Source organism: Ruegeria sp. SCP10, from assembly GCF_040329495.1.
GTDB lineage: Bacteria > Pseudomonadota > Alphaproteobacteria > Rhodobacterales > Rhodobacteraceae > Ruegeria.
Genome location: NZ_JBDZYF010000011.1, coordinates 1 through 26,092, shown reverse-complemented (window position 1 = coordinate 26,092; position 26,092 = coordinate 1). Strand labels below are relative to the sequence as shown.

General features: G+C 55.1%; 26 protein-coding genes. 14 read left to right on the top strand and 12 right to left on the bottom strand.

Translation table 11 applies throughout. The annotated features are described in order from the left end of the window. Genes ABLN87_RS18110 through ABLN87_RS18085 form a run of 6 tightly spaced genes read left to right on the top strand, consistent with a single transcriptional unit; the run spans position 1 to position 4,699 of the window. On the top strand, positions 1–1,620 hold the full coding sequence (locus ABLN87_RS18110) for an AMP-binding protein (protein ID WP_353012938.1): 1,620 nt from the start codon (positions 1–3) through the stop codon (positions 1,618–1,620). Continuing rightward, positions 1,617–2,456 (top strand): tryptophan 2,3-dioxygenase, encoded by an 840-nt coding sequence (locus ABLN87_RS18105; RefSeq protein WP_353012936.1) that lies wholly within the window; start codon positions 1,617–1,619, stop codon positions 2,454–2,456. Before ABLN87_RS18110 ends, ABLN87_RS18105 begins: the two co-directional genes overlap by 4 nt. After that, positions 2,456–3,652, top strand: coding sequence for a kynureninase (kynU, locus tag ABLN87_RS18100; protein ID WP_353012933.1), 1,197 nt, complete (start codon positions 2,456–2,458; stop codon positions 3,650–3,652). Before ABLN87_RS18105 ends, kynU begins: the two co-directional genes overlap by 1 nt. Before the next feature lie 11 nt (positions 3,653–3,663). Further along, positions 3,664–3,900 (top strand): Lrp/AsnC ligand binding domain-containing protein, encoded by a 237-nt coding sequence (locus ABLN87_RS18095; RefSeq protein WP_353012930.1) that lies wholly within the window; start codon positions 3,664–3,666, stop codon positions 3,898–3,900. Further along, positions 3,900–4,304 carry an acyl-CoA thioesterase gene (locus ABLN87_RS18090; RefSeq protein WP_353012928.1) on the top strand — a complete coding sequence of 135 codons (405 nt, stop codon included), beginning with the start codon at positions 3,900–3,902 and terminating at the stop codon, positions 4,302–4,304. The genes ABLN87_RS18095 and ABLN87_RS18090 overlap by 1 nt, the downstream gene beginning before the upstream one ends. After that, the gene (locus tag ABLN87_RS18085; protein ID WP_353012925.1) at positions 4,304–4,699 is read left to right on the top strand and encodes a RidA family protein; all 396 of its coding nucleotides are present in this window, start codon (positions 4,304–4,306) and stop codon (positions 4,697–4,699) included. The genes ABLN87_RS18090 and ABLN87_RS18085 overlap by 1 nt, the downstream gene beginning before the upstream one ends. Positions 4,700–4,776: 77 nt before the next feature. On the opposite strand, the gene pcaF is transcribed toward ABLN87_RS18085, so the two are convergent. The 7 genes from pcaF to ABLN87_RS18045 form a co-directional block, all read right to left on the bottom strand. After that, a complete protein-coding gene (gene pcaF, locus ABLN87_RS18080; RefSeq protein WP_353012922.1) occupies positions 4,777–5,976 on the bottom strand; it encodes a 3-oxoadipyl-CoA thiolase in 1,200 nt (399 codons plus the stop codon). A gap of 51 nt (positions 5,977–6,027) precedes the next feature. Further along, positions 6,028–6,717 carry an ABC transporter ATP-binding protein gene (locus ABLN87_RS18075; RefSeq protein ID WP_353012919.1) on the bottom strand — a complete coding sequence of 230 codons (690 nt, stop codon included), beginning with the start codon at positions 6,715–6,717 and terminating at the stop codon, positions 6,028–6,030. Next, entirely contained in the window at positions 6,714–7,469 is a 756-nt protein-coding gene (locus ABLN87_RS18070; protein ID WP_353012916.1) for an ABC transporter ATP-binding protein, read from the bottom strand. Before ABLN87_RS18070 ends, ABLN87_RS18075 begins: the two co-directional genes overlap by 4 nt. Next, positions 7,462–8,445 (bottom strand): branched-chain amino acid ABC transporter permease, encoded by a 984-nt coding sequence (locus tag ABLN87_RS18065; protein WP_353012913.1) that lies wholly within the window; start codon positions 8,443–8,445, stop codon positions 7,462–7,464. Before ABLN87_RS18065 ends, ABLN87_RS18070 begins: the two co-directional genes overlap by 8 nt. A 1-nt stretch (position 8,446) precedes the next feature. Further along, positions 8,447–9,364 carry a branched-chain amino acid ABC transporter permease gene (locus ABLN87_RS18060; RefSeq protein ID WP_353012911.1) on the bottom strand — a complete coding sequence of 306 codons (918 nt, stop codon included), beginning with the start codon at positions 9,362–9,364 and terminating at the stop codon, positions 8,447–8,449. A gap of 60 nt (positions 9,365–9,424) precedes the next feature. Continuing rightward, entirely contained in the window at positions 9,425–10,561 is a 1,137-nt protein-coding gene (locus ABLN87_RS18055) for an ABC transporter substrate-binding protein (protein WP_353012908.1), read from the bottom strand. A 1,158-nt stretch (positions 10,562–11,719) separates the two neighbouring features. Then, positions 11,720–12,304, bottom strand: coding sequence for a helix-turn-helix domain-containing protein (locus tag ABLN87_RS18045; RefSeq protein ID WP_353012906.1), 585 nt, complete (start codon positions 12,302–12,304; stop codon positions 11,720–11,722). A gap of 171 nt (positions 12,305–12,475) precedes the next feature. Here ABLN87_RS18045 and ABLN87_RS18040 point away from each other — a divergent pair, with 171 nt between their 5' ends. The 6 genes from ABLN87_RS18040 (at position 12,476) to ABLN87_RS18015 (ending at position 19,569) form a co-directional block, all read left to right on the top strand. Then, on the top strand, positions 12,476–13,609 hold the full coding sequence (locus ABLN87_RS18040; protein ID WP_353012903.1) for an NAD(P)/FAD-dependent oxidoreductase: 1,134 nt from the start codon (positions 12,476–12,478) through the stop codon (positions 13,607–13,609). Further along, complete coding sequence (locus tag ABLN87_RS18035; RefSeq protein WP_353012901.1) at positions 13,606–14,889, top strand: TRAP transporter large permease; 1,284 nt, start codon at positions 13,606–13,608, stop codon at positions 14,887–14,889. Before ABLN87_RS18040 ends, ABLN87_RS18035 begins: the two co-directional genes overlap by 4 nt. A 25-nt stretch (positions 14,890–14,914) precedes the next feature. Continuing rightward, positions 14,915–15,886, top strand: a complete 972-nt coding sequence (locus ABLN87_RS18030) for a TRAP transporter substrate-binding protein (RefSeq protein WP_353012898.1) — start codon at positions 14,915–14,917, stop codon at positions 15,884–15,886. Between the two features lie 2 nt (positions 15,887–15,888). After that, positions 15,889–16,419, top strand: a complete 531-nt coding sequence (locus ABLN87_RS18025; RefSeq protein WP_353012896.1) for a TRAP transporter small permease — start codon at positions 15,889–15,891, stop codon at positions 16,417–16,419. Then, entirely contained in the window at positions 16,416–17,888 is a 1,473-nt protein-coding gene (locus ABLN87_RS18020) for a M81 family metallopeptidase (protein ID WP_353012893.1), read from the top strand. Before ABLN87_RS18025 ends, ABLN87_RS18020 begins: the two co-directional genes overlap by 4 nt. 154 nt (positions 17,889–18,042) lie before the next feature. Beyond that, positions 18,043–19,569 (top strand): class I adenylate-forming enzyme family protein, encoded by a 1,527-nt coding sequence (locus tag ABLN87_RS18015; protein ID WP_353012891.1) that lies wholly within the window; start codon positions 18,043–18,045, stop codon positions 19,567–19,569. A 430-nt stretch (positions 19,570–19,999) separates the two neighbouring features. Here the strand turns inward: ABLN87_RS18015 and ABLN87_RS18010 are convergent, their stop codons facing one another. The 5 genes from ABLN87_RS18010 to ABLN87_RS17990 all read right to left on the bottom strand — a co-directional run bounded on the left by ABLN87_RS18010 (position 20,000) and on the right by ABLN87_RS17990 (position 24,264). Continuing rightward, a complete protein-coding gene (locus tag ABLN87_RS18010) occupies positions 20,000–21,295 on the bottom strand; it encodes an NAD(P)/FAD-dependent oxidoreductase (RefSeq protein WP_353012888.1) in 1,296 nt (431 codons plus the stop codon). Then, positions 21,288–21,743 (bottom strand): DUF6789 family protein, encoded by a 456-nt coding sequence (locus ABLN87_RS18005; RefSeq protein ID WP_353012885.1) that lies wholly within the window; start codon positions 21,741–21,743, stop codon positions 21,288–21,290. Before ABLN87_RS18005 ends, ABLN87_RS18010 begins: the two co-directional genes overlap by 8 nt. A 103-nt stretch (positions 21,744–21,846) precedes the next feature. Then, positions 21,847–23,223: a hypothetical protein gene (locus ABLN87_RS18000; protein WP_353012882.1), complete on the bottom strand. Its 1,377-nt coding sequence runs from the start codon at positions 23,221–23,223 to the stop codon at positions 21,847–21,849. A 33-nt stretch (positions 23,224–23,256) separates the two neighbouring features. Further along, positions 23,257–23,724, bottom strand: a complete 468-nt coding sequence (locus ABLN87_RS17995; protein ID WP_353012880.1) for a cupin domain-containing protein — start codon at positions 23,722–23,724, stop codon at positions 23,257–23,259. 27 nt (positions 23,725–23,751) lie between these two features. Then, the gene (locus tag ABLN87_RS17990; protein WP_353012878.1) at positions 23,752–24,264 is read right to left on the bottom strand and encodes a cupin domain-containing protein; all 513 of its coding nucleotides are present in this window, start codon (positions 24,262–24,264) and stop codon (positions 23,752–23,754) included. 357 nt (positions 24,265–24,621) lie between these two features. On the opposite strand from ABLN87_RS17990, the gene ABLN87_RS17985 reads away from it, so the two are divergent. After that, positions 24,622–25,230, top strand: coding sequence for an RNA polymerase sigma factor (locus ABLN87_RS17985; protein ID WP_353012875.1), 609 nt, complete (start codon positions 24,622–24,624; stop codon positions 25,228–25,230). Beyond that, positions 25,227–25,544, top strand: coding sequence for an anti-sigma factor family protein (locus ABLN87_RS17980; protein WP_353012873.1), 318 nt, complete (start codon positions 25,227–25,229; stop codon positions 25,542–25,544). Before ABLN87_RS17985 ends, ABLN87_RS17980 begins: the two co-directional genes overlap by 4 nt. Positions 25,545–26,092 lie beyond the last annotated feature (548 nt).

Here is a 26,092-nt window from a genome sequence, read left to right as displayed (position 1 = left end):
ATGCTCAGACCGTCAGCTCATACCGACACGTTCGCGCGGGACAATCTGCCAGCGCAAGAGAAATGGCCCGATCTTCTGCTGGACGGGTTCGACTATCCGGACCGGTTGAATGCGGCGGTGGAACTGACCGATGCGATGGTCGAAAAGGGGTTCGGTGATCACACCGCTCTGATCGGAAACGGACGGCGGCGCACCTATAAGGAGCTCAGCGACTGGACGAACCGGTTGGCCAATGCGCTGGTCGATAACCTCGGGCTGAAACCGGGCAACCGGGTGATGATCCGCTCTGCCAACAACCCGGCGATGGTCGCCTGCTGGTTGGCGGCGACAAAGGCCGGTGCGGTGGTCGTCAACACCATGCCGATGTTGCGCGCGGCCGAACTGGCGAAATATGTGGATACCGCTGAGATTACGCATGCATTGTGCGACACCCGGCTGATGGACGAAATGACGGCCTGCGCCAAGGGCAGCAATTTTCTGACGACGGTGGTCGGGTTTGACGGAACAGCCAATCACGATGCCGAACTGGATCGTCTTGCGCTGGAAAAACCCGTCACCTTCGAGGCGATCGAAACGGCTCAGGATGATGTCGCCCTGATCGGATTCACGTCGGGATCGACAGGCGAGCCAAAAGGCACCATGCATTTTCACCGCGATCTTCTGGCCATCGCGGATGGTTACGCGAAAGAGGTGCTGGACGTTACGCCCGATGATGTTTTCATCGGATCTCCTCCGCTGGCCTTCACATTTGGGCTGGGTGGGTTGGCGATCTTTCCCATGCGGTTTGGCGCCGCGGCAACCCTGCTTGAGAACGCCACGCCTCCGAACATGATCGACGTGATCGAGAAGTACCGCGCGACTGTTTGTTTTACGGCTCCGACGGCTTATCGGGTGATGATGCAGGCAATGGATGAAGGCGCCGATCTGTCATCCTTACGCGCAGCTGTGTCCGCAGGCGAAACGCTACCCGGACCGGTCTATGACGAGTGGATGCGCAAGACCGGCAAACCGATGCTTGACGGAATCGGTGCCACTGAAATGTTGCACATTTTCATCACCAACCGGTTTTCGGACCATCGCCCTGCCTGTACCGGCAAACCGGTGAAAGGGTACGAAGCCAAGATTATTGGCCCCGACGGAGCCGAACTTCCTGCAGGAGAGGTGGGCCGTCTTGCCATTCGCGGGCCCACAGGGTGCCGTTATCTGCGCGGTGCACGCCAGGACGAATATGTTCAGAACGGCTGGAATATCTCTGGCGACGCCTTTCACAAGGATGAAGACGGGTACTTTCATTTTGCTGCCCGAAACGACGACATCATCGTTTCGTCCGGTTACAACATCGCCGGCCCCGAGGTTGAAGCGGCCCTGCTTGCTCATGAGGCGGTAGCGGAATGCGCCGTAATCGGAATCTCGGACGAAGCGCGTGGCGCGATAGTTCAGGCGCATATCGTTCTTTCGTCAGGGCACGCACCCAGCGACAGCCTGGCCCAGCAATTGCAGGATCACGTCAAAGCGACGATTGCTCCGTTCAAATATCCACGTTCGCTGGTTTTCACCGAGACCCTGCCCAAGACAGAAACCGGCAAAATCCAGCGCTTCAGGCTGAAGGCAAGGCAATGAGCAAAACACCTTACGATCCGGGTTCGGAAGGCGCCAAAATGGGTTTCAGGGATGCCATGTCTTACGGCGATTATCTGAAACTTGAAAACCTTCTGGCGCAGCAAGCCCCGCTTTCGGATGCGCATGACGAAATGCTGTTCGTCATCCAGCATCAGACCAGTGAATTATGGATGAAACTTGCGTTGCACGAATTGTCTGCGGCGCGCGAGGCCCTGAATGCGGGCAATATGCCCCGGATGTTCAAAATGCTGGCCCGCGTTTCCCGCATCTTCGAACAGCTCAACAGTGCATGGGACGTGCTGCGCACGATGACGCCCGCAGACTATACCAAATTCCGCGAAGCGCTGGGATCGTCCTCGGGTTTTCAATCCTATCAGTACCGGATGATTGAATACGTCCTTGGTAACCGCAATCCCAACATGCTCAAACCGCATGAGCATCTGCCGGACGTGCACCGGATGCTCAGCGATGAACTGGCCCGGCCCAGCTTTTATGATGACGTGATCCGGCTATTGTTCACGACGCTTGACGGACCGGGTGCTGAAATACCGGAGCCGCAGCTGAATTCCCCGCACGCCGCAGTTCCCGAGGTGCAGGCCAGGTGGCGACAGGTATACGAGGACGTCGATACCTATTGGACCCTGTATGAGCTTGGCGAGAAACTGGTTGATCTTGAGGATTACTTCCGCCGCTGGCGGTTCAATCACGTCACGACCGTTGAACGTGTGATTGGCTTCAAGCGCGGCACCGGCGGGACATCGGGCACCGATTACCTGCGCAAGATGCTCAGCGTCGAGCTTTTCCCGGAACTCTGGCACCTGCGTGGAGAACTCTGATGTCTGTTGACGCAGTCTATCGAAAGCACCTCTTCAATATCCCGGATGATGAGATTTACCTGGACGGAAACTCATTAGGTGCGCTGCCCCGCGATGCGGCCAGGCGTGCCCAGGAGGTCATCGAATCCGAATGGGGCAATGAGCTGATCAGGGCCTGGAACACGGCCGACTGGATATCGCTGCCGCAAAAAGTAGGCGATCAGATTGCGCGGTTGATCGGCGTGCCCGAAGGGTCTGTCGCCACTGGCGACACACTTTCGATAAAGGTGTTTCAGGCGCTGGCCGCCGCATTGAAAATGCGCCCGGATCGTCGTGTTATCCTGTCGGACAACGGCAATTTCCCAACCGATCTCTACATGGCGCAAGGCCTGATCGACACGATCGGCAAAGACCATGAGCTGCGCATCCCCGCACCTGAAGACGTGGCCGATGCGATTACCGAAGAGGTGGCCGTTGTCCTGTTGACCGAGGTCGACTATCGCACCGGGCGCAAGCATGACATGGTCGAAATCACGGCCCGCGCGCACAAGGCCGGTGCCGTGATGATCTGGGATCTGGCCCATAGTGCCGGTGCAATGCCCGTGGATCTGGTCGGGTGCAATGCCGAATTAGCTGTTGGCTGCACCTACAAATACCTCAATGGCGGACCGGGTGCGCCGGCCTTCATTTACGTGCGCCCTGACATCGTGGAACAGGTCCGGCCTGCCTTGGCGGGATGGATGGGTCACGCGGCACCTTTTGCGATGGAATTGGCCTATCGTCCGATGATGTCCACCGAACGCATGCGTGTCGGAACACCTCCGATCGTGCAATTGGCGCTCCTTGAAAAGGCGCTGCATGTCTGGGACGGTGTTGACATCAAAGATGTTCGCGCAGCATCCATCACTCTGTCAGAGCTGTTCATATCCGAGGTAGAGGCGCGGTGCCCGCAATTGCAGCTGGCCTCGCCCCGAAACGCCGAAGACCGCGGCTCGCAGGTGTCTTTCGCTTTTGACAATGGCTATGCCGCGATGCAGGCCCTGATCGACCGCGGCGTGATCGGAGATTTCCGCGCGCCGGATATCATGCGGTTTGGCTTCACACCCCTCTACCTCAATGAGGATGACGTGATTGAAGCCGCGAAGACAATCGAAACGGTTATGTCAAACAGGCTGTGGAGCGATCCGAAATATCAAGCCCGTTCGAAAGTGACCTGAGGAGATCGCCGATGACGTGCCTCTTCATACAAATCAGATGTAAGCCGGGTACCACTTATGAGGTTGCCGATAACATTGCGCTCAGGGAAATCCACTCGGAACTCTATTCGACTTCCGGTGCGTACGATCTTTTGTTGAAGCTCTATGTGCCGGACGGCGAAGACGTGGGCAAATATGTCAACGACAATCTGCTTACCATTCCCAATATCGAACGGACATTCACCACTCAGACCTACAGGGCGTTCTGATGCGGTTTCGTTGGCGACAGAAAGTGCTGTTCAAGCATTGCGACCCGGCAGGGATCGTCTTTTACCCCCGCTATTTCGAGATGCTGAACGATTGCGTTGAGGCATTCTTTGATGAAGCCCTCGATTGGCAATTTGAAACGCTGCACAAAGAGGCCGCGGTCCCCACAGCCAGTATCTCTGTGGATTTCACCGCGCCCAGCCGACACGGTGATCTGCTTGAGTTCTCACTGACGGTTGCAAAGCTGGGGGGCGCCAGCATGCGGCTTGAATTTCAGGCGGCATGTGATGGGGAGATCCGGCTGAAAGGGACTTCAGCGCTTGTTTATGTCGCAGCCAACGGGCGTCCACAGCCATGGCCACAAGACATCAGAAAAAGAATTGCAGACAAGAAACTGGAAACGTGATGACACTGAAAGAAATTCACCCCGACGGTTGGGCGCCCGCCCTTGGATATGCCAACGGAATGCTTGCCCCAGATGGTACCTTGTATGTCGGCGGCCAGATCGGCTGGAACGAGAACAAGGAATTCGTTGCCCGGGACTTCATCGCGCAGATGGAACAGGCCCTGCGCAATATCGTATCAATTGTCGAAGCTGCGGGCGGCCAGGCAACGGATGTCGCGCGTCTGACCTGGTTCGTAAAGGACAAGCAGGAATACCTGGCGCATCAGCGCGAGGTCGGGCAGGCATATCGCCGTGTCTTTGGTAAACACTTCCCGGCAATGTCGATGTTGATTGTCAAAGACCTGGTCGAAGACGACGCTCTGATCGAAATTGAAGCCACCGCGCACATCGCATAAGCACCGCTGGTACGTCGACAGCAGTGCATTCCGGGCTGTTTCCGGGCCGATGCAATGGCATCGGCCGTCGCATCTTTTCAAACCGCCCGGATGGCAACCGAGACACCTTGGCCGACACCCACGCAAAGTGTGCACAATGCCAGGGCGCCTGCCTGCCCTTTCAATTGCGTTGCCGCCGTGCCTATCAGTCTTGCTCCCGTCATTCCCAACGGGTGCCCCAGCGCAATCGCACCTCCGTTGGGGTTCATGTGCTCACTCAATGGGTCGAGATCCAGTTCGCGACAAACTGCTATGGATTGCGATGCGAACGCTTCGTTGAGTTCGATGAGGTCAAAGTCGGAGATTTTCAGGTTCAGGCGCGCGCAGAGTTTTCGGGTGGCGGGAACCGGCCCGATTCCCATCAGGCGGGGTTCAACGCCTGCCGATGCGGCCCCCAGAATTTCAGCAATCGGGTTGAGTTCATGCCTTTGGACTGCGGTTTCCGAAGCCAAAATCAATGCAGCCGCCCCGTCATTGACGCCTGACGCGTTGCCCGCGGTCACGGTACCTTTTTCGCGGAACGGTGCTGGTAGCGACGAAAGCTTGTCCAACGTCGTTTCACGGGGATGCTCGTCAGCTTCGACCCGGTGCGTGTCCTTGCGGCGTTGTATGTCGACCGGAACGATTTCTGCGGCGAACCGGCCAGATGCCACGGCTTCGGCTGCGCGGCTCTGACTGGACAGCGCGAGCCTGTCCTGATCCTTACGCGAGATCCCAAACGCCTCGGCCACGTTTTCAGCGGTCTCAGGCATGCTGTCGACACCATATTGCTGTTCGATCGCCCTGTTGATGAAACGCCAGCCGATAGTGGTGTCATAGACGGCCGATTGCCGGGCGAAGGCAGACTGCGCCTTTGGCATGACAAAAGGCGCACGGGACATGCTTTCGACACCACCTGCGATAGCGACATCCGTTTCATCACAGCGGATGGCGCGCGCGGCGGCAATGACCGCATCCATGCCCGATGCGCAGAGCCGGTTGACGGTCACGCCTGGAACTGTCTCGGGAAGACCGGCCAACAGTGACGCCATTCGCGCTACGTTTCGGCTGTCTTCCCCCGCCTGATTGGCGCAACCCAGGAATACCTCGTCAATTTCGGCGGGATCGAGATTCCGGTTCTTGCGAACAAGCTCCCGGATCGGAATCGCTGCAAGATCATCGGCGCGCACCGAGGACAATGCTCCGCCGTACCGCCCGATTGGCGTGCGGACATAGTCACAGATAAGTACTCGGTTCATTTGCCGCTCTCCAACTGGTTCGGGTGATCTTCGTTGGCGATGCGGTCCGCATCACACGCCCAGATACTTGTCGGTGATCTCATGCGTGAGCGATGCAAAATCGCCCACCCAGACCGATTTGCCCTTTTCAAGAATGACCGCTTTGTCCGCGACCGAATGTAATTCCTTGAGGGACTTGTCCACGACGACAATCGCCATACCGGTTTCGGCTTTCAGCTTCGAAATCGCGGCCCAGATTTCCTGCCGGACCACCGGCGCAAGCCCTTCGGTTGCCTCATCCAGCACCAGCAGGCGGGGGTTGGTCATCAGCGCGCGGCCAATCGCCAGCATCTGCTGTTCGCCACCTGACAAAGTGCCTGCGGTTTGGTCCTTCCGCTCCTGCAATCGAGGAAACAGTTTCGATACCGCCGCAAAATCCCATTCGCCGCGACGTGCGGCCGCAATCAGGTTTTCATGTACCGTCAGATCGGTAAAACAACGGCGTCCTTCGGGAACCAGCCCGACACCCATTCGGGCAACTTTATATGCCGGAAGGCGAGCGATGTCTTCGCCGCCGAACGAAACCGTTCCGCCCCGGTTTTTCAGCAAGCGGCAGATCACCTTGATCGTTGTTGACTTGCCCATGCCGTTGCGGCCCATCAACGCGACGACTTCACCGTCAGCAACCGTGAGATGAACATCGAACAGTGCCTGGGAATGGCCATAAAACGCTGAAACATGGGCGAGTTTCAAAAGGCTCATTCCACACTCTCCTCTCCAAGATAGGCGCTGCGTACGTCCGGATTTGCCCGGATCTCATCGACCGAGCCGGAGGCGATGATTTCCCCGTACACAAGGACGCTGATCCGGTCGGCGAGGGTGAAAACGGCATCCATGTCATGTTCGATCAGCAAGATCGGGGCCTTTTGCCGGAGAGCGTCGAGGAAACCTATCAAACGATGCGACCCTTCGGCGCCAAGACCAGCCATGGGTTCATCCATCAGGAAGGCTTTGGGTTCCAGCGTGAGCGCGACCGCAACTTCAAGCTGCCGGCGCTGACCATGTGACAGGTCGGAGGTCCGAAACGTCCGGAACTCCTGCAGCCCGACCTGTTCCAGCGCATTTTCCGCCGTGGCCAGCAACTCGGTGTCTTTCATGACCCGGTTGAAAAAGCGGAACGTATTGCCGCGATGGCCAAGCGCGCCCAGAACGGTATTTTGCAGAACCGTGTATTCCATTGCGACGGACGAGATCTGGAATGTCCGGCCCATTCCCAGCCGCGCGCGGCTGGCCGTGGACAGGGGGCTGACGTCCTGACCGTCAAAAAACACGCTGCCCTCGTCCGGTCGAAGCCCACCCGCGATCTGCTTGATCAATGTCGACTTTCCGGCCCCGTTTGGCCCGATCAGGGCGTGGATTTCGCCCGGGCGCAGGTCGAGGCTGATGTTCTTGCTTGCAACCAGCCCGCCAAAGCTTTTGGTCAGGCCCCGAACATCGAGGATGGGGTCAATCATGCGCCACCTCCAGACCGGCGAGAAGGCCAAACAGTCCACCTCTTGCAAACAGTACGACCCCCAGAAGGATCGCGCCGAGATAGACGTGCCAGTACTCGCTCAGGCCCCCGAGGCTGTGTTCCAGCAAAATGAAAAGGGCTGCACCGGCAACGGGCCCGAAGACGCGTCCGACACCGCCGAGGATTACAAAGATCATGATCTCGCCCGAGGTGTGCCAGCTTAGCATGGTCGGGCTTACGAACCGGTTCAGATCGGCAAAAAGGGCGCCTGCCAATCCGGTTATGGCGCCGGAAACCATAAAGGCGATCAGATAGAGGCGATAGGGAATCTGACCGACGGCCTGCACCCTGTCCTCGTTTTGCCGTGCGGCACGCAGCATCAGACCAAACGAAGAATGCGCCGCCCGATGGACTGCAAAAAGGACCAGCGCGAGCAGAACGTAGCAGATCACAAAAAACTGGAATGGGTCCATAGTATTGAGGCCCGGAAACCCGTTTCTGACATAGATCGAAAGCCCATCCTCACCGCCATAGGCCGACCAGGAAATCATGAAGTAGAAGAACATCTGGCCGAATGCGAGCGTGATCATGATGAAGTAGACACCCGTGGTCCTCAGGCTGAGCGCTCCGATCGCGAGGGCTGCCAGTGCGCTGATCACGATAGCCACGGGCCAGATCACAAGCATGGAGTTTGAACCATCAATGACAAACGGCCACTCCATTAGGGGGGTATAAGTCTGCGCATGATGCGCCAGAATGCCCATTGCGTACCCGCCAAGGCCAAAGAAGACCGCGTGGCCGAAGCTGACCAGCCCGCCGAAACCAAGCGCAAAGTTCAGCCCGACGCCAGCGATCGCAAAAACAACGGCCCGTGTTGTCAGCGTGACCAGGAAAGGCTCGTCCATGAACCAGGCGGCAACTGGTATTGCCAGAAGCAGAAGCATCAGACCGGCGTTTAGAGTGGTTTCCTTTTTCATCTCATGCGCCTCCGAACAAACCTTTGGGCCGCACAAGCAGAACACCAGCCATCAGGACATAAATAGACATCGAAGCCAGCGATGAACCGACCGAAGTGGCGGCGGACGGTGCCAGGATCAAAGAGAAGAGTTTGGGCAACAGGAAACTGCCCAATGTATCGGTCAGGCCAACCAGGATTGCCCCGATCAGGGCCCCTTTGATGGAGCCAATTCCACCGATCACAACAACAACGAATGCAAGGATCAGAACCGGTTCTCCCATCCCGACCTGAACCGATTGAATTGCACCGATCAAAGCGCCTGCAAATCCGGCCAACGCGGCACCCAGTGCAAAAACCAGCGTGTAAAGCAGCGTGATATCCACACCTAGCGCCCCGATCATTTCGCGATCATTCTCACCCGCCCGAATGCGAATGCCGATCCGCGTCTTGGCGATCATCCAGAACAATCCGGCTGCAACAGCAAGTCCGATCACGATCAGGCTGAGACGATAACGTGAGTATTCGATCCCGAAGGGCAGGAACACTGTTCCCGACAGGTAATCAGGCGGGTCCAGAAAGAGAGGGAAGGACCCGAACACCCAGCGGGTTCCTTCGGAAAAAATCAGGATCAGCGCAAAGGTCGCAAGCACCTGATCCAGATGATCCCGGTCATAGAGTTTTCGGATCACCGTAACTTCGACCAGAATCCCGGCAACCGCAGCCGCCGCAAGGCTTGCGGCCAGGGCAAGCAGAAACGAACCCGACGCCGCCGCCACAACCGCTGCGGCAAAAGCGCCGATCATGTAAAGCGATCCGTGAACGAGGTTGATCAACCCCATGACACCAAAGATCAGCGTCAGGCCGGCGGCCATCAGAAACAGCATTACGCCAAACTGTAGCCCATTTAACGTCTGCTCAATAAGAAGGACCCAGGACATTGCCACCCCTGCAATATTCTTGTTCCGCGCCGTCCCAAAGACGGCGCGGGTTATTGGTAGTTACATTTTGCATTCGGCCGCATAAGCGTCGCTGTGGTCTTCCAGGCCCAGCGAAATGATCCGGTTCGTGTAAACGTCGCCTTCCTTGATGACTTCACGAACATAGATATCCTGAATCGGATGATGGTTCGGACCAAACGCGAAATCTCCTCGTGTTGACTCGAAGTTGGCCGCTTTCAGCGCCGCGCGGAAGGCATCCTGGTCACTGACGTCCGCAGCTTCCATGGCGGAAATCAGCAGATTGGCGGTATCGAAGCCTTGGCTGGCATAAAGCGAGGGAAGCCGGTCGTACTTGGCCTGAAAACTCTCGACAAATGCAGCATTCGTCGCGTTGTCGAGGTCTTTCGACCATTGTGAGGTATTGTGTACGCCTAGTGCAGCATCGCCGACAGCCTGAAGAATACCTTGGTCAAAGCTGAAAGCGGGGCCGACAATCGGAAGATCCACGCCACTGTCCGCGTATTGTTTCAGGAAGGATATTCCCATTCCTCCGGGAAGGAAAAAATACACGCTGTCCGCGCCCGAGGCACGGATCTGCGCTATCTCGCTGGCATAGTCTGTCTGGCCGAGTTTCGTGTAGATTTCACCCGCTAGATCACCTTTGTAAAACCGCTTGAAACCTGACAGCGCGTCTTTGCCCGCAGGGTAGTTGGGAGCCAGAATAAAGGCGTTGGAGTAGTTTGATGAATTGGCGTGGGCCCCTGCAGCCTCATGCAAATTGTCGTTCTGCCAGGCAACGTTGAAATAATTCTGGTGACACCCTTTGCCAGCCAGAGGCGAGGGTCCTGCGTTGGGAGAAAGGTAGAATTTACCTTGTGCAACCGCACCCGGAATCACTGCCATCGCAAGGTTGGACCAGATGATGCCGGTGAGTACGTCAACCTTTTCGGACTGGATCATTTTGTCTGTCAGTTGGACTGCAACGTCCGGTTTTCGCTGATCATCCTCAATTACGACCTCAATGTCATTGCGGCCAGATTGCTCCACCGCCAGCATAAAGCCATCACGGACATCAATGCCAAGCCCGGCTCCACCACCCGAAAGCGTTGTGATCATCCCAACTTTGAGGTTTTTGGCGTATGTCGAAGTGGCCAATGCAGCAGCTGCGGCCGCAACAAGTAACGGTTTCAGATTCATAGAGTCCTCCTCTTCTTCTCTATTTCTTCTCTATTTCGAGCTTTTCAGTTTGATCAGTTGGCCGACGCTTTTCTTGCGGAACACAGACAATCGTAGGTACTTCGTAGCTGCACTTTTCTTAGGCCATTCGATCAGATGTTCCCAAGATCCATAGTCGCCTAAATTTCCAACTCGATTGACCACATTCGTAACTCAGATATGAATAATCTTCAAGCTTAAACTTTTAAATTTGAAGTGTGTGCTAAGGCCTCAATGCAAGTAGTTGCATCCCCGATTTGTGGGTTCCCTATGAAGCAGTCGAAGAGATCTGTCGCAATGCTCTGAACACAACGCGAGAATTCCCAGAACGAACAAAAGCCTTCTATCTTGGATTGTTCGAAAAATAGCATCGACATTTTGGCAATTTTTTAAAGTTGGAGAACTCAGAACTATTTGTTCTTCAATTGCGAACTGAACCGAAGACACAGCTGAAAATATGGCTAATTTCAGAATAAAACTTAAAAGAAGACTGAATCACAGCCACTCCAACGTGGCCTTGAATGTTTGATCCAATTGGAGAACGATATGCGCGAACCAACCCACTACTCCGATGGTGAACATGTAAATGGCACCTCGAGTCGATTAGCAGACGTCTTCAACCCAGCGACTTGAGAAGTTCAAGCACAAATACCATTGGCCAGCGTAGATGAGTGGTGCGTTGGTCGCAGCGGTAGCAGCGACGCCTGTCTGAGCGGCTGTAAATTCGCTGCGCCAAGCTTGGGTTCTGATGAGGTTTGTCGAGTTGTGAACTGCGATGCGGAGAAGCTAGCAACCACTCTTTCCCGCGAACATGGCCGGACTGAGACCGCCCAAAACCACGGACTGGTACTAATCTGCCCTGCTAGACCCCTGGAAATACGGAGTGCAACGTTGCCTGTTTCACATCTGCTGCTCTGCTGCTCATTAGGCGCCTCATACTGGCTCCGGTCCCGGCCAGCTAATTCTTCTTGATTGACCCATAATCGCCAATCCCACTTAAAAAGCTGAATTAGCTACTTACCCATCGAACAATCCAGGGTTGTTCAACGGAATACGCCGAAGCAGATCATGCCGAGGAATATCTTGGTACATTTGTAAACTTGCTAATTTACACCCAAGTACCGACTACATTTGGCGTCTTTAATTTGATCCGCGCTTCCCAAGATGGTCAATGAGAGTTTCCTGCGGTGTCGAACATACAACCAACACCGTCACCTGCTCACCCGCACCGCAGGTATACAGATGTCCATTGGAACTGTCGAAATAAGCGCTATCACCTGCGCACAGCCGCAAGGGCGGCCGGTTTTCAAAGAGAAGTTCCAGCACCCCCTCTATCACATAGGCAAATTCCTGGCCCGGGTGGCGCATCCAGCTATCGAGGTTCATCGAACGATCAGCTCGGTGCACAGCGATAACAGGCGTCATGGTCTTGCCCCAGACCTCGGAAAACAGGAAGCCGAGATCGTAGTTCTCGGTTGAATGCGGTGTGACCTCGCCTTGCCGTGCGGCGGCGACTGCGCCCGGAGCGATCGTTGCGCCTTCGGCAAAAAGAGCTGCCAAATCCACGTCCATACCCTGCGCCAGACGTTCGAACCGGTCATATCCAAGCGATGCAAGCCCGCGTTCAACCTTAGAGAGCGTACCGATTGATATACCCGTCCGATCAGCGACTTGCTGCAGTGTCATACCGCGTTCCCGCCGGAGCGCACGCAATCTATCCCCCATGCGAGAACGGCCGTCAACCGGATCTGGAGAGTCAGATTTTACAGGTTCCATTCCGTTAGCCTAGCGCACATTGAAAGCGGGTGCCAGAGTTTTTCGTATTCGAAAATTGTCTTTTCCAATACGAAAAAATCCGCTAGCCTCCGGAAAAGAATCAGTGCGCTGGAGTGCGAAATGGGTGAGGAAGCGAAAGTCGATTTTGCGATCGTGGGGGCCGGCATTGCAGGAGCATCCGTCGCTGCGGAACTCGCCCATCATGGTTCTGTTGCACTGCTCGAGATGGAGGCTCAGCCCGGCTATCACACAACGGGGCGGTCGGCTGCCTTGTTCTCGACGACATACGGCCCACCTCCAATCCGGGCGCTGTCATGTGCCTCTAAACAGTTCTTTGCAAACCCACCGCAAGGATTTTCTAAGCATCCGTTGCTCAGCCCTCGGGGCGTCATATTCGCAGCTGCACCCGGTCAGGAAGCCACAGCCGACGCTTTGGAAGCCGAGCTCGGCACAATGACAACACGCATATCGTCGGATGAGGCCATCCGGTTGTGCCCGCTGTTGCGGCGTGAGGCACTAGTCACTGCTCTGTGGGATGACCAAAGCCACGCGATCGATGTGGATGCGCTGCATCGCGGCCTACTTAGGCAAGCGACATCAATCGGCGCAACCCAGCGCTGCCGTGCGGAGGTTATAGGAGCGGTGCGCGACGGCGACGGCTGGCGACTGGAAACCCACAGCGGCGAGGTCCGTGCTCAGGTGGTTGTCAACGCGGCCGGTGCCTGGGCCGACACATTCGCCGGGATATGCGGCGTGGCTCCGGCGAACATCACCCCCAAACGGCGGACAGCGATGATTGTGGCAGCGCCGGACGATATAGACCTGACCACATCACGTATGGCTGTGGGTGTCGAAGAAGACTGGTATGTCAAACCCGAAGGTGGCAAGCTGTTGATTTCACCTGCGGATGAAACACCTTCACCGCCCTGCGATGCCGCACCCGAAGACATCGATGTGGCGATCTGTGTGGACCGAATCGAGCGTGTTACGACCTTGAAGATCGAGCGGATCGAACACAAATGGGCGGGGCTGCGCAGCTTTGCGCCGGACAAGAATCCAGTGATTGGTTTTGACCCGGTTGTTCCCGGATTCTTCTGGCTAGCCGGACAGGGCGGATACGGGATTCAATCTGCTCCAGCAGCCGGGCGCGCCGCGGCCGCGCTGGCCTTGGGGCGAGACATACCTGGAGACATCCTTGATGCCGGGTTGGAGCCAAGCGCAATTGCACCCGCCCGATTTAGAACTGCCGTATGATTTGGTTTGTACCAATTGCAGCACTAGCGCTCCTGTTATCTGGGGCGGCCCTTGCCTGGGTGATCGGTGGGGCCGCGGTTCTTGCGTTTTTTGCCACCGACAATGTCCGATACCTCGCGATCCTCCCGCAAAAGATCTTCAGCCAGATCGACGTCTTTTCACTGATGGCGATGCCGCTCTTCATCTTGGCTGGCGAGTTGATGAACAGAGGCGGCGTCACACGCGTGCTCATAGATCTGTCAATGGCTCTGGTTGGACGACTGCGCGGCGGGCTAGGACATGTCAACATCATGACCAGCGTGTTTTTCGCGGGCATCTCTGGGTCGGCCATCGCAGATGCTGCTGCCCTTTCGAACACACTGGTTCCGGCGATGAAGGAACGCGGCTACTCCGCCACCTATGCCGGCGCGATAACAGCGGCGTCGGCTGTGATTGGTCCCATCGTGCCGCCGTCGATCATCCTCATCTTTTATGGGGCAATCATGCAGACTTCGGTGGCGGCATTGTTCATTGCCGGAATCCTGCCTGGGTTGTTGCTTGCTGCCGCTTTGTTTGCGACCAATGTCATCGCGGCCCGCATCGGCGATCACCCCCGCCTTACCGCTGATGAGACCCCGCCGGTTGCCGTGACGGCCATTCGGGCTTTGCCTGCACTGTCGCTGCCAGTGATCATCGTGGGTGGCATCGTGCTGGGATGGATGACACCAACCGAAGCTGCCGCTGTTGCAGTTGTCGCAGCCTACGCAGCCGGGCGATGCTACGAAGGCATTTCACTTGGTGATGTCTCAGAGGCGCTGACCCGCACCGCCATCCTGACCGGTTCAATCTTCATGATCCTCGTGGCGGTCGCGGCGTTCGGCCACCTCGCGGCATTGGAAAGGGTTCCTCAGGCAATTGCCTCGGGCGTGACCAGTCTGGGCTTAGGGCCGCTTGAGTTCATGTTGGTGATGAACGTCATCTTCATACTGGGCGGTATGGTGCTGGACATTCCTGTGGCTCTCGCACTCCTCGTTCCACTACTCGCTCCGGTCGCTTTGGCTCAGGGTGCGGATCCGACGCATCTGGGCATCGTCATTTGCTTCAATCTCTGCATCGGACTGGTCTCTCCGCCATTGGGCGGGTGTTTGCTGGTTGTTTCGACCGTGACCAAGGTAAACTACTGGCGGCTGGCCGCCGCCGTGTTGCCCTTTGTGATTGTCGAGATTCTCGTTTTGGGCGTTCTGATTGCCTTCCCTGAAATTTCACTAATGCTGCCACGGGCATTGGGCCTTGGTGGTTAAACTACTACAAAAAGGGAGAAAAGACATGAAATCATTCCAAACGCTGGCCGCTATCGGCTTTGCAATCGCCTGTTCCGGGCAGGTGGCCGCCGAGGTGAAAATCGCGCTCGACAGCCCCGCAGACCTTGAAGGGTCCGGGACATATGTTTGGGCGCACACATTTGCCGAACACCTCAATGCCAACGGCATGCAGGCCGTCGAGTATGAGCGCGGTGCTTTGGGTGAGGAAGCAGAAAAGCTCGACCAGGTGTCGCAGGGCTTGCTAGAAGTCTCGATGTCAGACCTCAAATCGGCGGGTCAACTGGCCAATATCACCTATGGCGTCTACCTGCCTTACCTGTTCGCAAACGCAGCTGAACTGGACGCAGCGCTGATCGAAGGCGGGATGCTTGAAAAAATCAACGAAGACACGACCCAGCAGGGTGTTCGCGTACTTGCTTTCCCCGCGCTTGGGCTGGCATCGGGCATCTTTAACACCAAACAGGCCGTAGTCTCTCTCGACGACATGTCGTCGCTGCGTATGAGGGCGCTCGATGAGGTGCAAATCAAGCTGTATGAAGCATGGAATTCGACCGGAACTATGGTCAGTTGGTCCGAGGTGCCAAATGCGCTTCAGACTGGCGTGGCCGATGGCTATCTGAACCCGCCGTTTGTACCACTGATGTTCGGGCATACCGACTTTATCAGACACTTCACTGATGCATCGGTCAATCCATCCGTGCGCACCGCGATTGTTTCCGAGGACTGGTATCAAGGCCTTTCTGATACAGAGCGTGCAACGGTAGATGAGGCGGCAGCCAAAGCAACCGCAGCAAACCGAGCATGGCTGGCATCCCGCGTCAACATTCTTGAGGAACTCAAGGCTGCCGGGATCACCGTTACCCAACTCAGCCCCGAGGCACGTGACGAATTCGTTGAAGCTTCGAAGAAAACCTACACCGATGGGGTGCTGAACGCGGAAGAAGTCGCCGCCTGGCTTGCAGCAACCGGTCGTTGATCATGCAGCGGGTTGCCAGTTCTTTGGTGGTGGCCTCGGCCACGCTTAACCGGATCGCGATCGTCGCTGCTGCAATCGCCTTGCTGGTGATGGTCGCATCCGCAGGATGGCAGGTTATTGCACGCTATGTGTTTGACCAGCCTCCGATCTGGACCGAAGAACTGGCACGGCGTGCAATGATCTGGGCTGGACTGCTGGGCGCGACTGCGGCGTTTCACAGCAAAACGGAACCCACTCTCTTTCCTGGTGCAGTCGCAACCGGAGGCAGCATCGGAGTCGCAATGGCGGCGATACGCGCAGCCGGTGTCTTGCTGCTGGCTCTACCGGTCCTTTGGTTTTGCTTTGTCGGTCCTGGGGGGGGATTCGCAAGATCGTTCCTTGATCGAACTGCGAACCGCCCCGCAGAGATGCTCGACATCCCCCTTGTCTGGTTCACGGCGGCCATTCCGGTTGCCTTCACCCTGATCCTTATCCACCTCGCGGCTGACCTCGCGCAGCGGCTTGTAGCCAATGAAACGGAAACACGAACATGAAACTATTTATGGCCATGCTGGCAACAGAGACAAACACGTTCTCTCCGATTCCGACGGCGCGTGCGGGGTTTGCGGACACCTTTCTGAACCTGGACAAGGACGCTTCCAAGAAGGCACCGAACCTCTTTACCGAGGCACTACATGTCTGGCGGCGCAGGGCCGAAGAGAAAGGCTGGGATGTTGTCGAAAGTATCGCGGCTTTTGCCCAGCCCGCCGGATTGACGGTTCAGTCGGTCTGGGAGGACTATCGCGACATGATCGTGAATGATCTCAAGGCGGCGGGTCCTGTCGATGTGATCCTGATCCAATGCCACGGCGCGATGGCAAGCCAGGAATGTCTCGACTGTGAAGGAGAGCTGATGGCAAAGTTGCGAGAGCTTGCCCCTGACGCGGTGGTCGGACTGGAGCTGGACCCGCACAATCACATGACCGATCGCATGATGACGGCCTGCGACTTGATTGTGAACTTCAAGGAATACTCGCATATCGACGCAACGCCGCGGGCTGAGGAATTATTTTCCATGGCCGCTGACATGGTCGAAGGACGCACCAAACCCGTGATGGCCATGTTTGATTGCCGAATGATTGGTTTCTACCCAACCAATCCCGGAGGCGAGGGCCCAATGCGTGACTTTGTAGATGAGATGATTGCGGCGCCAGACAAGGAGCCGGGCCTTTTGCACCTGACGCTAACGCATGGCTTCCCTTGGGGCGACGTGCCCGAGGTTGGCACACGGATGATTGCTATTGTGGACGGCGATGCAGAACAGGCCACCGAAACCGCCGCACGTTGGGGTCGCAAGTTCTGGGATCTGCGGCACGAGACCCGGCTGATTACCCCCAACTTGTCAGACGGGCTGACCAAAGCCATCGAACACAATGGGGCGCCCGTTGTTCTGGCGGATATGGCTGACAACGCAGGCGGTGGCGCGCCTTCGGATTCGACGTTCGTTCTGCGCGAGGTGCTGGCTCGCGGGTTGAGCAGTGTTGCTATGGCCATCTTTTATGACCCCAATGTCGTGCGTCTTTGTGCCGACGCTGGCGTTGGAGCCACGCTGCCTGTGCGATTGGGAGGCAAACATGGCCCAGCCTCGGGTGATCCCATTGATCTTGATGTAACAGTGCGTGGTCACGGGACGGATCTCTCCCAGCCCTTTGGCGGTGGCGAGATGGAATTCGGCGAAGCGGTTTGGCTGGAAACCAACGGGATCGACATCATCGTCAACGATACACGCACCCAGTGCTTTAGCCCGCAGGTTTTCGAACGTTTGGGATGCAAGTTGGCAGATCGCAAGATCGTGGTCGTGAAATCCTCAAACCACTTTTATGCAGGCTTCGTGCCCGTCGCCGAAGAGATCATCCACTGCGCAACCCCCGGCACGCTGACACCGGATGCGACAACCGTTCCATACACGAGGCGCACTGGCGCGTGGTGGCCCAAGGACGAGGATCCTTGGGCAGCGTCTTAGGTCCGGCAGTGATGGCGTATGAAGTAAACCATATCAACCCAACGCATCGAACGCGCTTGCTGTATCCCATTTCTGTACGTGGCGCCGATCAAAGCGGCGCTATCCCCAAGATCCTATGCTCGCCTGACCCTGTAATCCCTTTGAGGTGCTAGAAATGACCCAAATCACCCATCTCGGACAAGCCGCGCGGGCGGCTGCCGCGCAATTCGGAGAGAAACAGGCTCTGGTTTTTGACGGCGAGGCTTTCACCTTCAACCAGCTGGACCATCTGGTCGAAAAGGTTGCAGCAGGTTTGGTAGCGGCGGGAGTCGATCAGGGCGACGTCGTAACGCTCTATGCAGGGAATTCCTGGCAATGGATCGTTTCCTACTATGCCATCGCTCGGGCCGGGGCTGTGATAAACCCGATCAACACCATGCTGACGCCGGATGAGGTTCGGTTTGTTGTATCGGATTGCAGGGCTAGCGCGATCATTGTCTCTGAAGACAAGGCCGAGGCGGCCGCGTCGGTTCTGGAGGACGTGAAACTGGCTGTGGTCATTGGCGAAGGCACCGAAACACTGACCAGTTTTGACAGTCTGATTGGCGGTGATTCCCCAGCGCTGCACGATATTGAGGTGGACGAAGATAGCCTATCGACGATCTGCTATACTTCCGGCACAACCGGGCATCCAAAAGGGGCGATGCAATCACACAAGGCAGTGATCACCAACGGTGCCATGACAGCACAAATGCAGGGACGGGGGCCACACGATACGGTACTTAGCGCCCTACCTTGCCCTCATGTTTATGCCAATGTGGTGATGCAGAGCATGATGTTGTACGGCAGCACCCTGATCCTGCACGACCGCTTTGATCCGACCACCTTTCTGGCCGACATCACCGCGTATGAAGCCACGGTTATCGACGGCGTGCCCACCATGTATATGTTTCTGCTCAACGATTCGGCCCTGTCACAGGCGAATCTCTCCAGTCTGACTCGTTGCTATGTTGGCGGTCAAACCATGCCGGTTGCAACGATGGAACAAGTCGAAGCGACTTTTGGCGTTCCACTTGTCGAGCTATGGGGCATGACAGAGATCGCAGGTCTCGGCACCACGCACCCCCTGAACGGGAAAGCGGTGCCTGGCTCAATCGGTGTCGCTCTGCCTTATTGCCAGGTACGGGTGGCCTCGCCCGATGCACCGGACGTGGCTCTGCCCGAGGGTGAAGATGGCGAACTGCAACTGCGCGGACCAATCACCATGATGGGTTACTTTGGAAATGAGGAACAAACAAAAGCCACGCTTTTACCGAACGGCTGGCTGCGCACCGGCGATATAGCACGGATTGAAGAAGACGGGAAGGTTTTCATCGTTGACCGCCTGAAGGACATGATCATCTCCGGCGGTTTCAATATTTATCCGGCTGAAATCGAGCGGGTGCTTGCAATGCACCCCGATGTTGCACTCGCCGCTGTCGGTAAGCAGGATGACGAGGTGAAAGGTGAGATTGCCATCGCCTTTGTTGTGCCCAAACAGAACGCCGGGCCCGATAAAGACGCGATTACCGCGCACTGCCGGGATCACCTTGCGGCCTATAAATGCCCGCGCGATGTCGTCTTTGTTGTCGACGTTCCAAAAACGTCTACCGGCAAGATCATGCGACGTGCGTTAGGGGCTAGGTACCAGCCTGAGACCTGAAATCTACCGGATTTGAAACGCCCAGGCTTTGGTTCCCCGAACCCAACCAAGATGGTGAGTCGGAAATTCTCAAATAACGTCTTGAGCATTACCACCAATTTATCTAACGCCGAATCCAACCATTGTTTGGTTTCAACGCGTTTGTTTCCGCCTCTGCTAGGCATGGTGGAATCAAAGTGGCTCAGATGATCCGAAAGGTGCAGGTCAGGTTCGGAAATTGTCCCTTCACATAGACTGCGGTATTATGTTGTGCTCCCTTTAGCTATAGAAGAGGCAAAAACGGGCACGCTATTCGTAGGCGTTGAGTTTGAAGACTTATATGAACAACTCAGCATTATGTTAGTAGGGTCAACTCGGGCAGAAAACTAAAACTAGACGCGACCAAATGCCTACTGGCCCAAACTAAACGCCAAGAAGCGTAGCTGCAATCCTAGTCGATTTTGGTTACATGTTTTTTTGGTTGGTAGGCAGATTCCCCCGTTATTAATCGGACACCACGTTGCCAAGTCACATATGCCCATAACCAATTTAACATTAGAATCAAGCGGTTCCGGAACCCAACGAGGAAGTAAATGTGAACGATACCCCACAAGAGCCATCCCACTAGCCCTCGAAAACTCAGAGCTCCCAATTCTGCGATTGCCCGATTTCGGCCGATTGTCGCCATTGATCCGAAGTTCTTGTACTCAAAGTTACTAACAGTGCTCTTACCTTGAACATACTTGCTAATTCGCGTCCCAACATACGCCCCCATTTGCTTGGCCACCGGTGCCACGCCGGGCAAAGGTTGGTCTGCGCCATCTGGAATATGGGCGGCTGTATCTCCTATAGCATAAACATCATCAAATCCCTCTACTCGAAGGTCCTTGCCAACCTGGACGTGACCAGATCGACCGGTATCCACCCCAAGCCAGGTCGCGGCGGGTGAAGCCTGAACGCCAGCTGCCCAGATAACAGTACCTGCGCGAACATCTTTGTCAGCTATTGTGACACGGCAGTCACCGATATCGGTGACCCGGGCGTCTGTTCGAACGTCCACACCCAATGAAACGAGTGCTTTTCGCGCACTTTCAGAGAGTTTTCTGCGGAATGTCGGCAATACCCTATCACCCCCCTCAATCAGGATTATTCTTGCGGAGGTTGAGTCAATTCTTCGGAAATCGCGGGCCATGGAATGCGAAAGCTCCGCTATTGCACCGGCCATTTCAACGCCGGTCGGCCCGCCCCCTACAACAATGAAGGTGAGCAGAGCTTGGCGCATTTCTGTTGTCTCGGCCGCTTCAGCCTTTTCGAAAGCCGACAAGATTCGCATACGTAGTTCGAATGCGTCATCAATTGTTTTCAATCCAGGCGCATGCTGTTCCCAGGCGCTATTTCCAAAATACCCATGCCTTGCTCCGGTCGCCAGAACCAGCGTATCATAGGAAAACTCGCGACCGCTCGAAGTTGTTACTGACTTGTCAGTCGGAGATACTCCGCAGACTTCATCCATGAATATCGTGACATTCTTCTGGTTACGAAGAATTTTCCGGATTGGCGCCGCGATTTCGGCAGGCGTCAATGCTGCTGTTGCCACCTGATAAAGTAAAGGCTGGAACAGATGGTAGTTGTGCCGATCAATCAGTATTACTTCCACTGGTGCGTTAGCCAGTGCTTGCACTGCACTTAGCCCTGCGAACCCAGCACCAACAACTACGACGCGATGGCTTTGCTTACCTTTAGGCATTGTTAAGTCCCTGGCGCCCGTAAACACCGCCAAGTACGGCCCCATAGGCAATGTGTGCAACTAAAGATGCGATCATTATCTTACCGCCACCGAAAAAAAGCGGCATGCCTGCCATCGGTGACATTACTACCCCAGCGCCAATCCAGAGAATAACGCCCCAAATGAAACCAGAAACAACCGGTGAACCGAGATTGGTGATCGACCGAAACACCACGTAGCCGATCGGGAAGAATACAATTCCCAATGCATAATGTAGTATTTCTCCCAGCCAAAGATAGCTAGCGTCCAGACCTAGCGCCTGGCAGATCAGCATGGCTGGTTTCATTGGTCCGCCCAAAACAATCCTTGCGATTCCTTCCATGAATACCGCCAAGACTATGGTCGAAGAGACACCCGCAAAAAGAAGCCGCTTAGGGTTAGATGTGAGTGCAGAAACAACTCGTTTCATTTCATTGATCCTTAGATTGTATGTTTTATCCGGCCGTTGAAAGAACTTTTACCCGTTTGGCCGGAGCAGGGTGGCAATTTGGGACTGCGCGTAAATTGCTGTGTTAGTTTGGTGTTGTTGGCAAAGCCGCGCGGCCCTGGTTAATGTCTCCGAAATCAGAGAAAATGCGCTGTTTATGTTGATATACGCGCATATGCTGAAGCACGCGCAGATAGTCCGGGTCACCATTTCGTTGCAGGCTCAGTGCTTTCCTTTCGAGAAAGCGACCCGTTGCGCGTCTTAGAACGCCAAGCAGAGCGTCCGGCCAGCGACCAACTTTGGCGCCGCTGCGTTTTAGCGTTTCGATTGCTTCGCCCTGTCGATCGAGAGCGGCCGTCCAGCTTCGCAGGGTCGAGCTTTCCGCAGCAATACGGATGGCCCACTGTTCAGCCGGTGAGAGCGTCGCCCAAAACTCCTTGTTGATCAGTAATTCAATGTAAGTGACTGGCTGGTGCCAGGTTTGTCCATAATAATAGGGAGCGGCCTCAATGATGGATCTCAGATCGGCGTCGTTATTACCCAGATCTGTTTGCTCCGTTGCCAGACGGATCATCAAAACCTCGGTGGACGGGAGGTTTAACTCATAAGCGTCCACATTTCCGGTTTCGACAAACACATGTGGTGGAACACCTGGGACGAACCCCCCGAAGGTAAGTCTATTAACGTCCGAAACAACGGGGTTTTCGGACGACGGGCAAATCGTGCCCGGCCGCTTACATCTGGCGCTCGCGCCAATCTCATCCGCTTCCAGGCCAATGCTTTCACATGCGTATCTCCAGATCCCGGCGCCTGGTTCCGGCCATCGGACTATCCAAGGCTTCATGCAGAGTTCTGCCATTGCGGCATTTGGCGTTAAAGTCGGATCGACGGCTGGATCGGGCAGGGCTTCCGGGAACCAACCACCACCTTGGGTCGGGGTAATTGCAATGGGCATGACAAGCACTCTGTCGTCGAAATGCTTGTCATAGAGCTCTTGCTGAAGTTCAAGCCCGCCTCCGTCGAAGAGGTATGATACATATTCATCTGGTTCGAGACCAAAAGGTAAACCCGCTACAAAAAGTTCGCCAAAACTGAGGCCGTTTTGGTTGGCGATGCCAACACCAAGGTCTAAACCACCTCTTTTAGCACCTGCGGCGACCGCACCATGGATGTTTCCAAATTCAGATATATCGGCGACCGGTCCTTCGACGTATTTGGTGTCTGTTTTGGGAACTTCGCCGCTTACATGATACTGAAGGCGACGATCTGTGTGAGCCAGCGCCCCGTTGGCCGTCATAATGAAGCGCAACGTGGGGCCACCCAATGGGTGCGCACCCTCTTGCGGCGCATCTTGCATGAGGATTGGCGGGAAATTCGATTGAATTGCCGATTCCTCAGCTTTCGAACTGATAGCAGTCGCCGCAGTAACAACGGTGACCATCAGGAATAAATTGCGCTTCATTCTATCACCTTTTTCTTAGATGAGTTGATTGCGTTAGTGGTCGCTTGGTTGGTTGTTGTTGATGACATCGGCGACCAGCATCACGACTTCCTCGTCGGATTTGTTTGCCCACCATTGTGATATACCGCCGACATCCATCGTTGCGTCACCAGCCTCACGAATGATTGGGTGTTCTTCATCGGACCGATACTCGGTTGCATATCCACTCAAGATGTAGGTGATGGCCGGACGGCTTTTGTGGCTGTGAATGAGGACCACACCGCCGGGTTTGAGCGTAACGTAGCGCATCCGAAATTTGAGGTCAGCCGAGTCTGGTAGACCCGCAAATTCGTTCGACAGTGAAATACTGTTAAGCGTCTTTATCGAAAGTCCGACCGGTTTAGCCGGTCCAGTCAATCCATCAATCGTTTCCAGTTCAACATTGTCTTTTGCGTACGCTACGCTTGCGATAGTTATTGTGGCGATCAGGATGGCCGTCGAAAAGCTGTGCTTTTTGAACATGGGAGAGCGCTCCTTGAATTGGTTGTTTCAATTGCTTGTGAACATGTCAAAAGCGATGAGGTGGACCTCGATGTCGCCAGTGTTTTCCCACCAGTGAACAACGCCACCATCTTCTGTTGAGAGATCACCTGCCTGATACACGTGCGGCTCTTCACTATCAGAGCGGTGTTCGGTCACTTCGCCTTGAACAACGTAGACAAAAGCCGGGCGGTCAACATGGCTGTGAACAGGGACAATTCCTCCGGGTTCCATCGTCCAAAACCGAGCCCTCAAGTTTTTGTTTTCCAAACCTGGCAGCTCATCAGTCAGGCTGGCTTTGCCAAGCGCTTTGGAAGTTATGCCTTTGGGCTTTGTCGGGCCGCTAAACTCTTCAGCGTAAGCAGGTGATGGCAAAAAATTTCTGAGCAGCTCTTGCAGTGTGCCTGTCCGGGTGCCTTGGAGGTGATGATCCGCAGGATGCGCGGATAGTTCCGATCCGGAAAGGACTGCAATCACCTCGGCGAATACAAGGCATGCCGCGCTAAAACTATTGTGCCCCATAGTTGTTCTCCTCGAAGCTGAGCGTGTTAAGAATTTTTGACGCTTGTTAACGCTTAGATGGAGGAACCGACCGAAAGGTTACACATTTGTTTCACACAAATCCAAATGTGTGGGGCTATCAGAAACTTGAACTGAAGTTAGGTGATCAATCGCAAGGGTCGATGCTGCGGTCCACTCAATGGGATGCAAGGATAGCTTAGCTGGCAAATACGTGACAGCTGCGCTATGGTAAAGCTCATGCGCAAGATGTCGCTTCATAGGCCGCTTCCAGAACCAACATTACAAAACTCGTGCGTTTTCTATTAACTTACACCTAATCGGTATCCAGAGAAGTAGTAATCGAAGGTTCAACGATAAATGACGGATTTGCATTCGGCTTCCGAGTACCAGGAGACGTCAGAAGACAGTGCGCATTTAGCCCACCATTTGTCGTTCGAGGACATAGTGCGCCAGAATGTAGTTTGGATGCTCGGCGTTGCTCAGCGTATCCTGAACGACAAATCCCTTGCAGAGGATGCCGTGCAGACGACATTCGCAAAGATACATAAAAAACTGCACACCTTTGAAGAACGGTCGAGCCTCAAAACCTGGATGTACAAATGCGTAGTCAACGATGCGTTGATGATCTTGCGCAAACGAGACAGTCGGAAAGAGGGGTCTATTGAAACTCTGCTGCCCGAGTTCGACGAAAACGGATGTCGGATTGAAGATCCCTACAGGGTAGTCCAGACGGCAGAGGGTGCCGTCTATTCTCGGCAGGTTAGCGAACTTGTGAATGCAAAAATCAATGAATTACCTCTAGACTACCGGGTCGTCCTCGTCTTGCGCGACATCGAAGACTTGAACACAGCGGAAGTCGCAAAAACTCTTGAAATTAGTCAGGCTAACGTAAAAGTTAGGCTTCATCGTGCCCGCTCAGCACTAAAAAAGCTGTTGGAGCCGATGATGCGGCGAGGTGAGTTATGAGCATTAAACTTGAGGCTGCGAAACGCAGGATACGTGGAGTGATGTTTAAGCTCCCGGGCATGATCACATGTGCCGAATTTGAAGAGTTTCTGCAGGCCTATTTCGACGGCGAACTCTCCTCCAAACAGCGCATCCTGTTTAATGTTCATATTGCCGCCTGCGGATCGTGCAAAACATACATGGCAGCCTATCGGCGAGCCCTGGAAGCAAGTCGAGCGTTGCAAGTCGACAAAGAAACTCTCGATGCGCCGGTGCCAGAAGACTTGGTCAAAGCAATTTTGACTGCGAACCGTGAGAGTGATGCCCAAACTTGAGAAATTCAACATCGGCTGACTGCCGGTGTACGGAGTTCTTCATTTCTGTGTTAGGTTTAGACAAGCATCGGAATTCAAATTGTTTCACGTGCTGCAAGATTCCCGATGGGATTCCCATCTGCTTGCTTTCAGATTGTTCGCCTAATCGAAACCTAGTTAACGCATTAATTGAGTGCTTTACAAGCAACCACTCCCCCTAGGATCTGCGGTACTAAAGCAACATCAAAGTCCTTGAGCAGATCTGTTTCGATTGACTGAACAGTGTACAATGGACAGCAATCAGCAAGGTAGTGAAAGTTGCACGTCGTTGGCGTTTGGGTCTGCAGTGAACGAAATCGGTTGATTCCCAAATCGGAATGAGAAGGATCGGTTCTGGGACAATAAGCAGACTTCTGTTGTATGTATCAATGCATTTCTAGGAACTTCCTGTAGTTCACCGTTTAGCACTCCCGGTTTCGGATCCTAAAGTGTCTGCTGTAGCTGTGATTTACGACTCAGGCGTGGATAATTGTACCTGCCGCTGTAACCTGTCAGCGCTCGGCTGCATC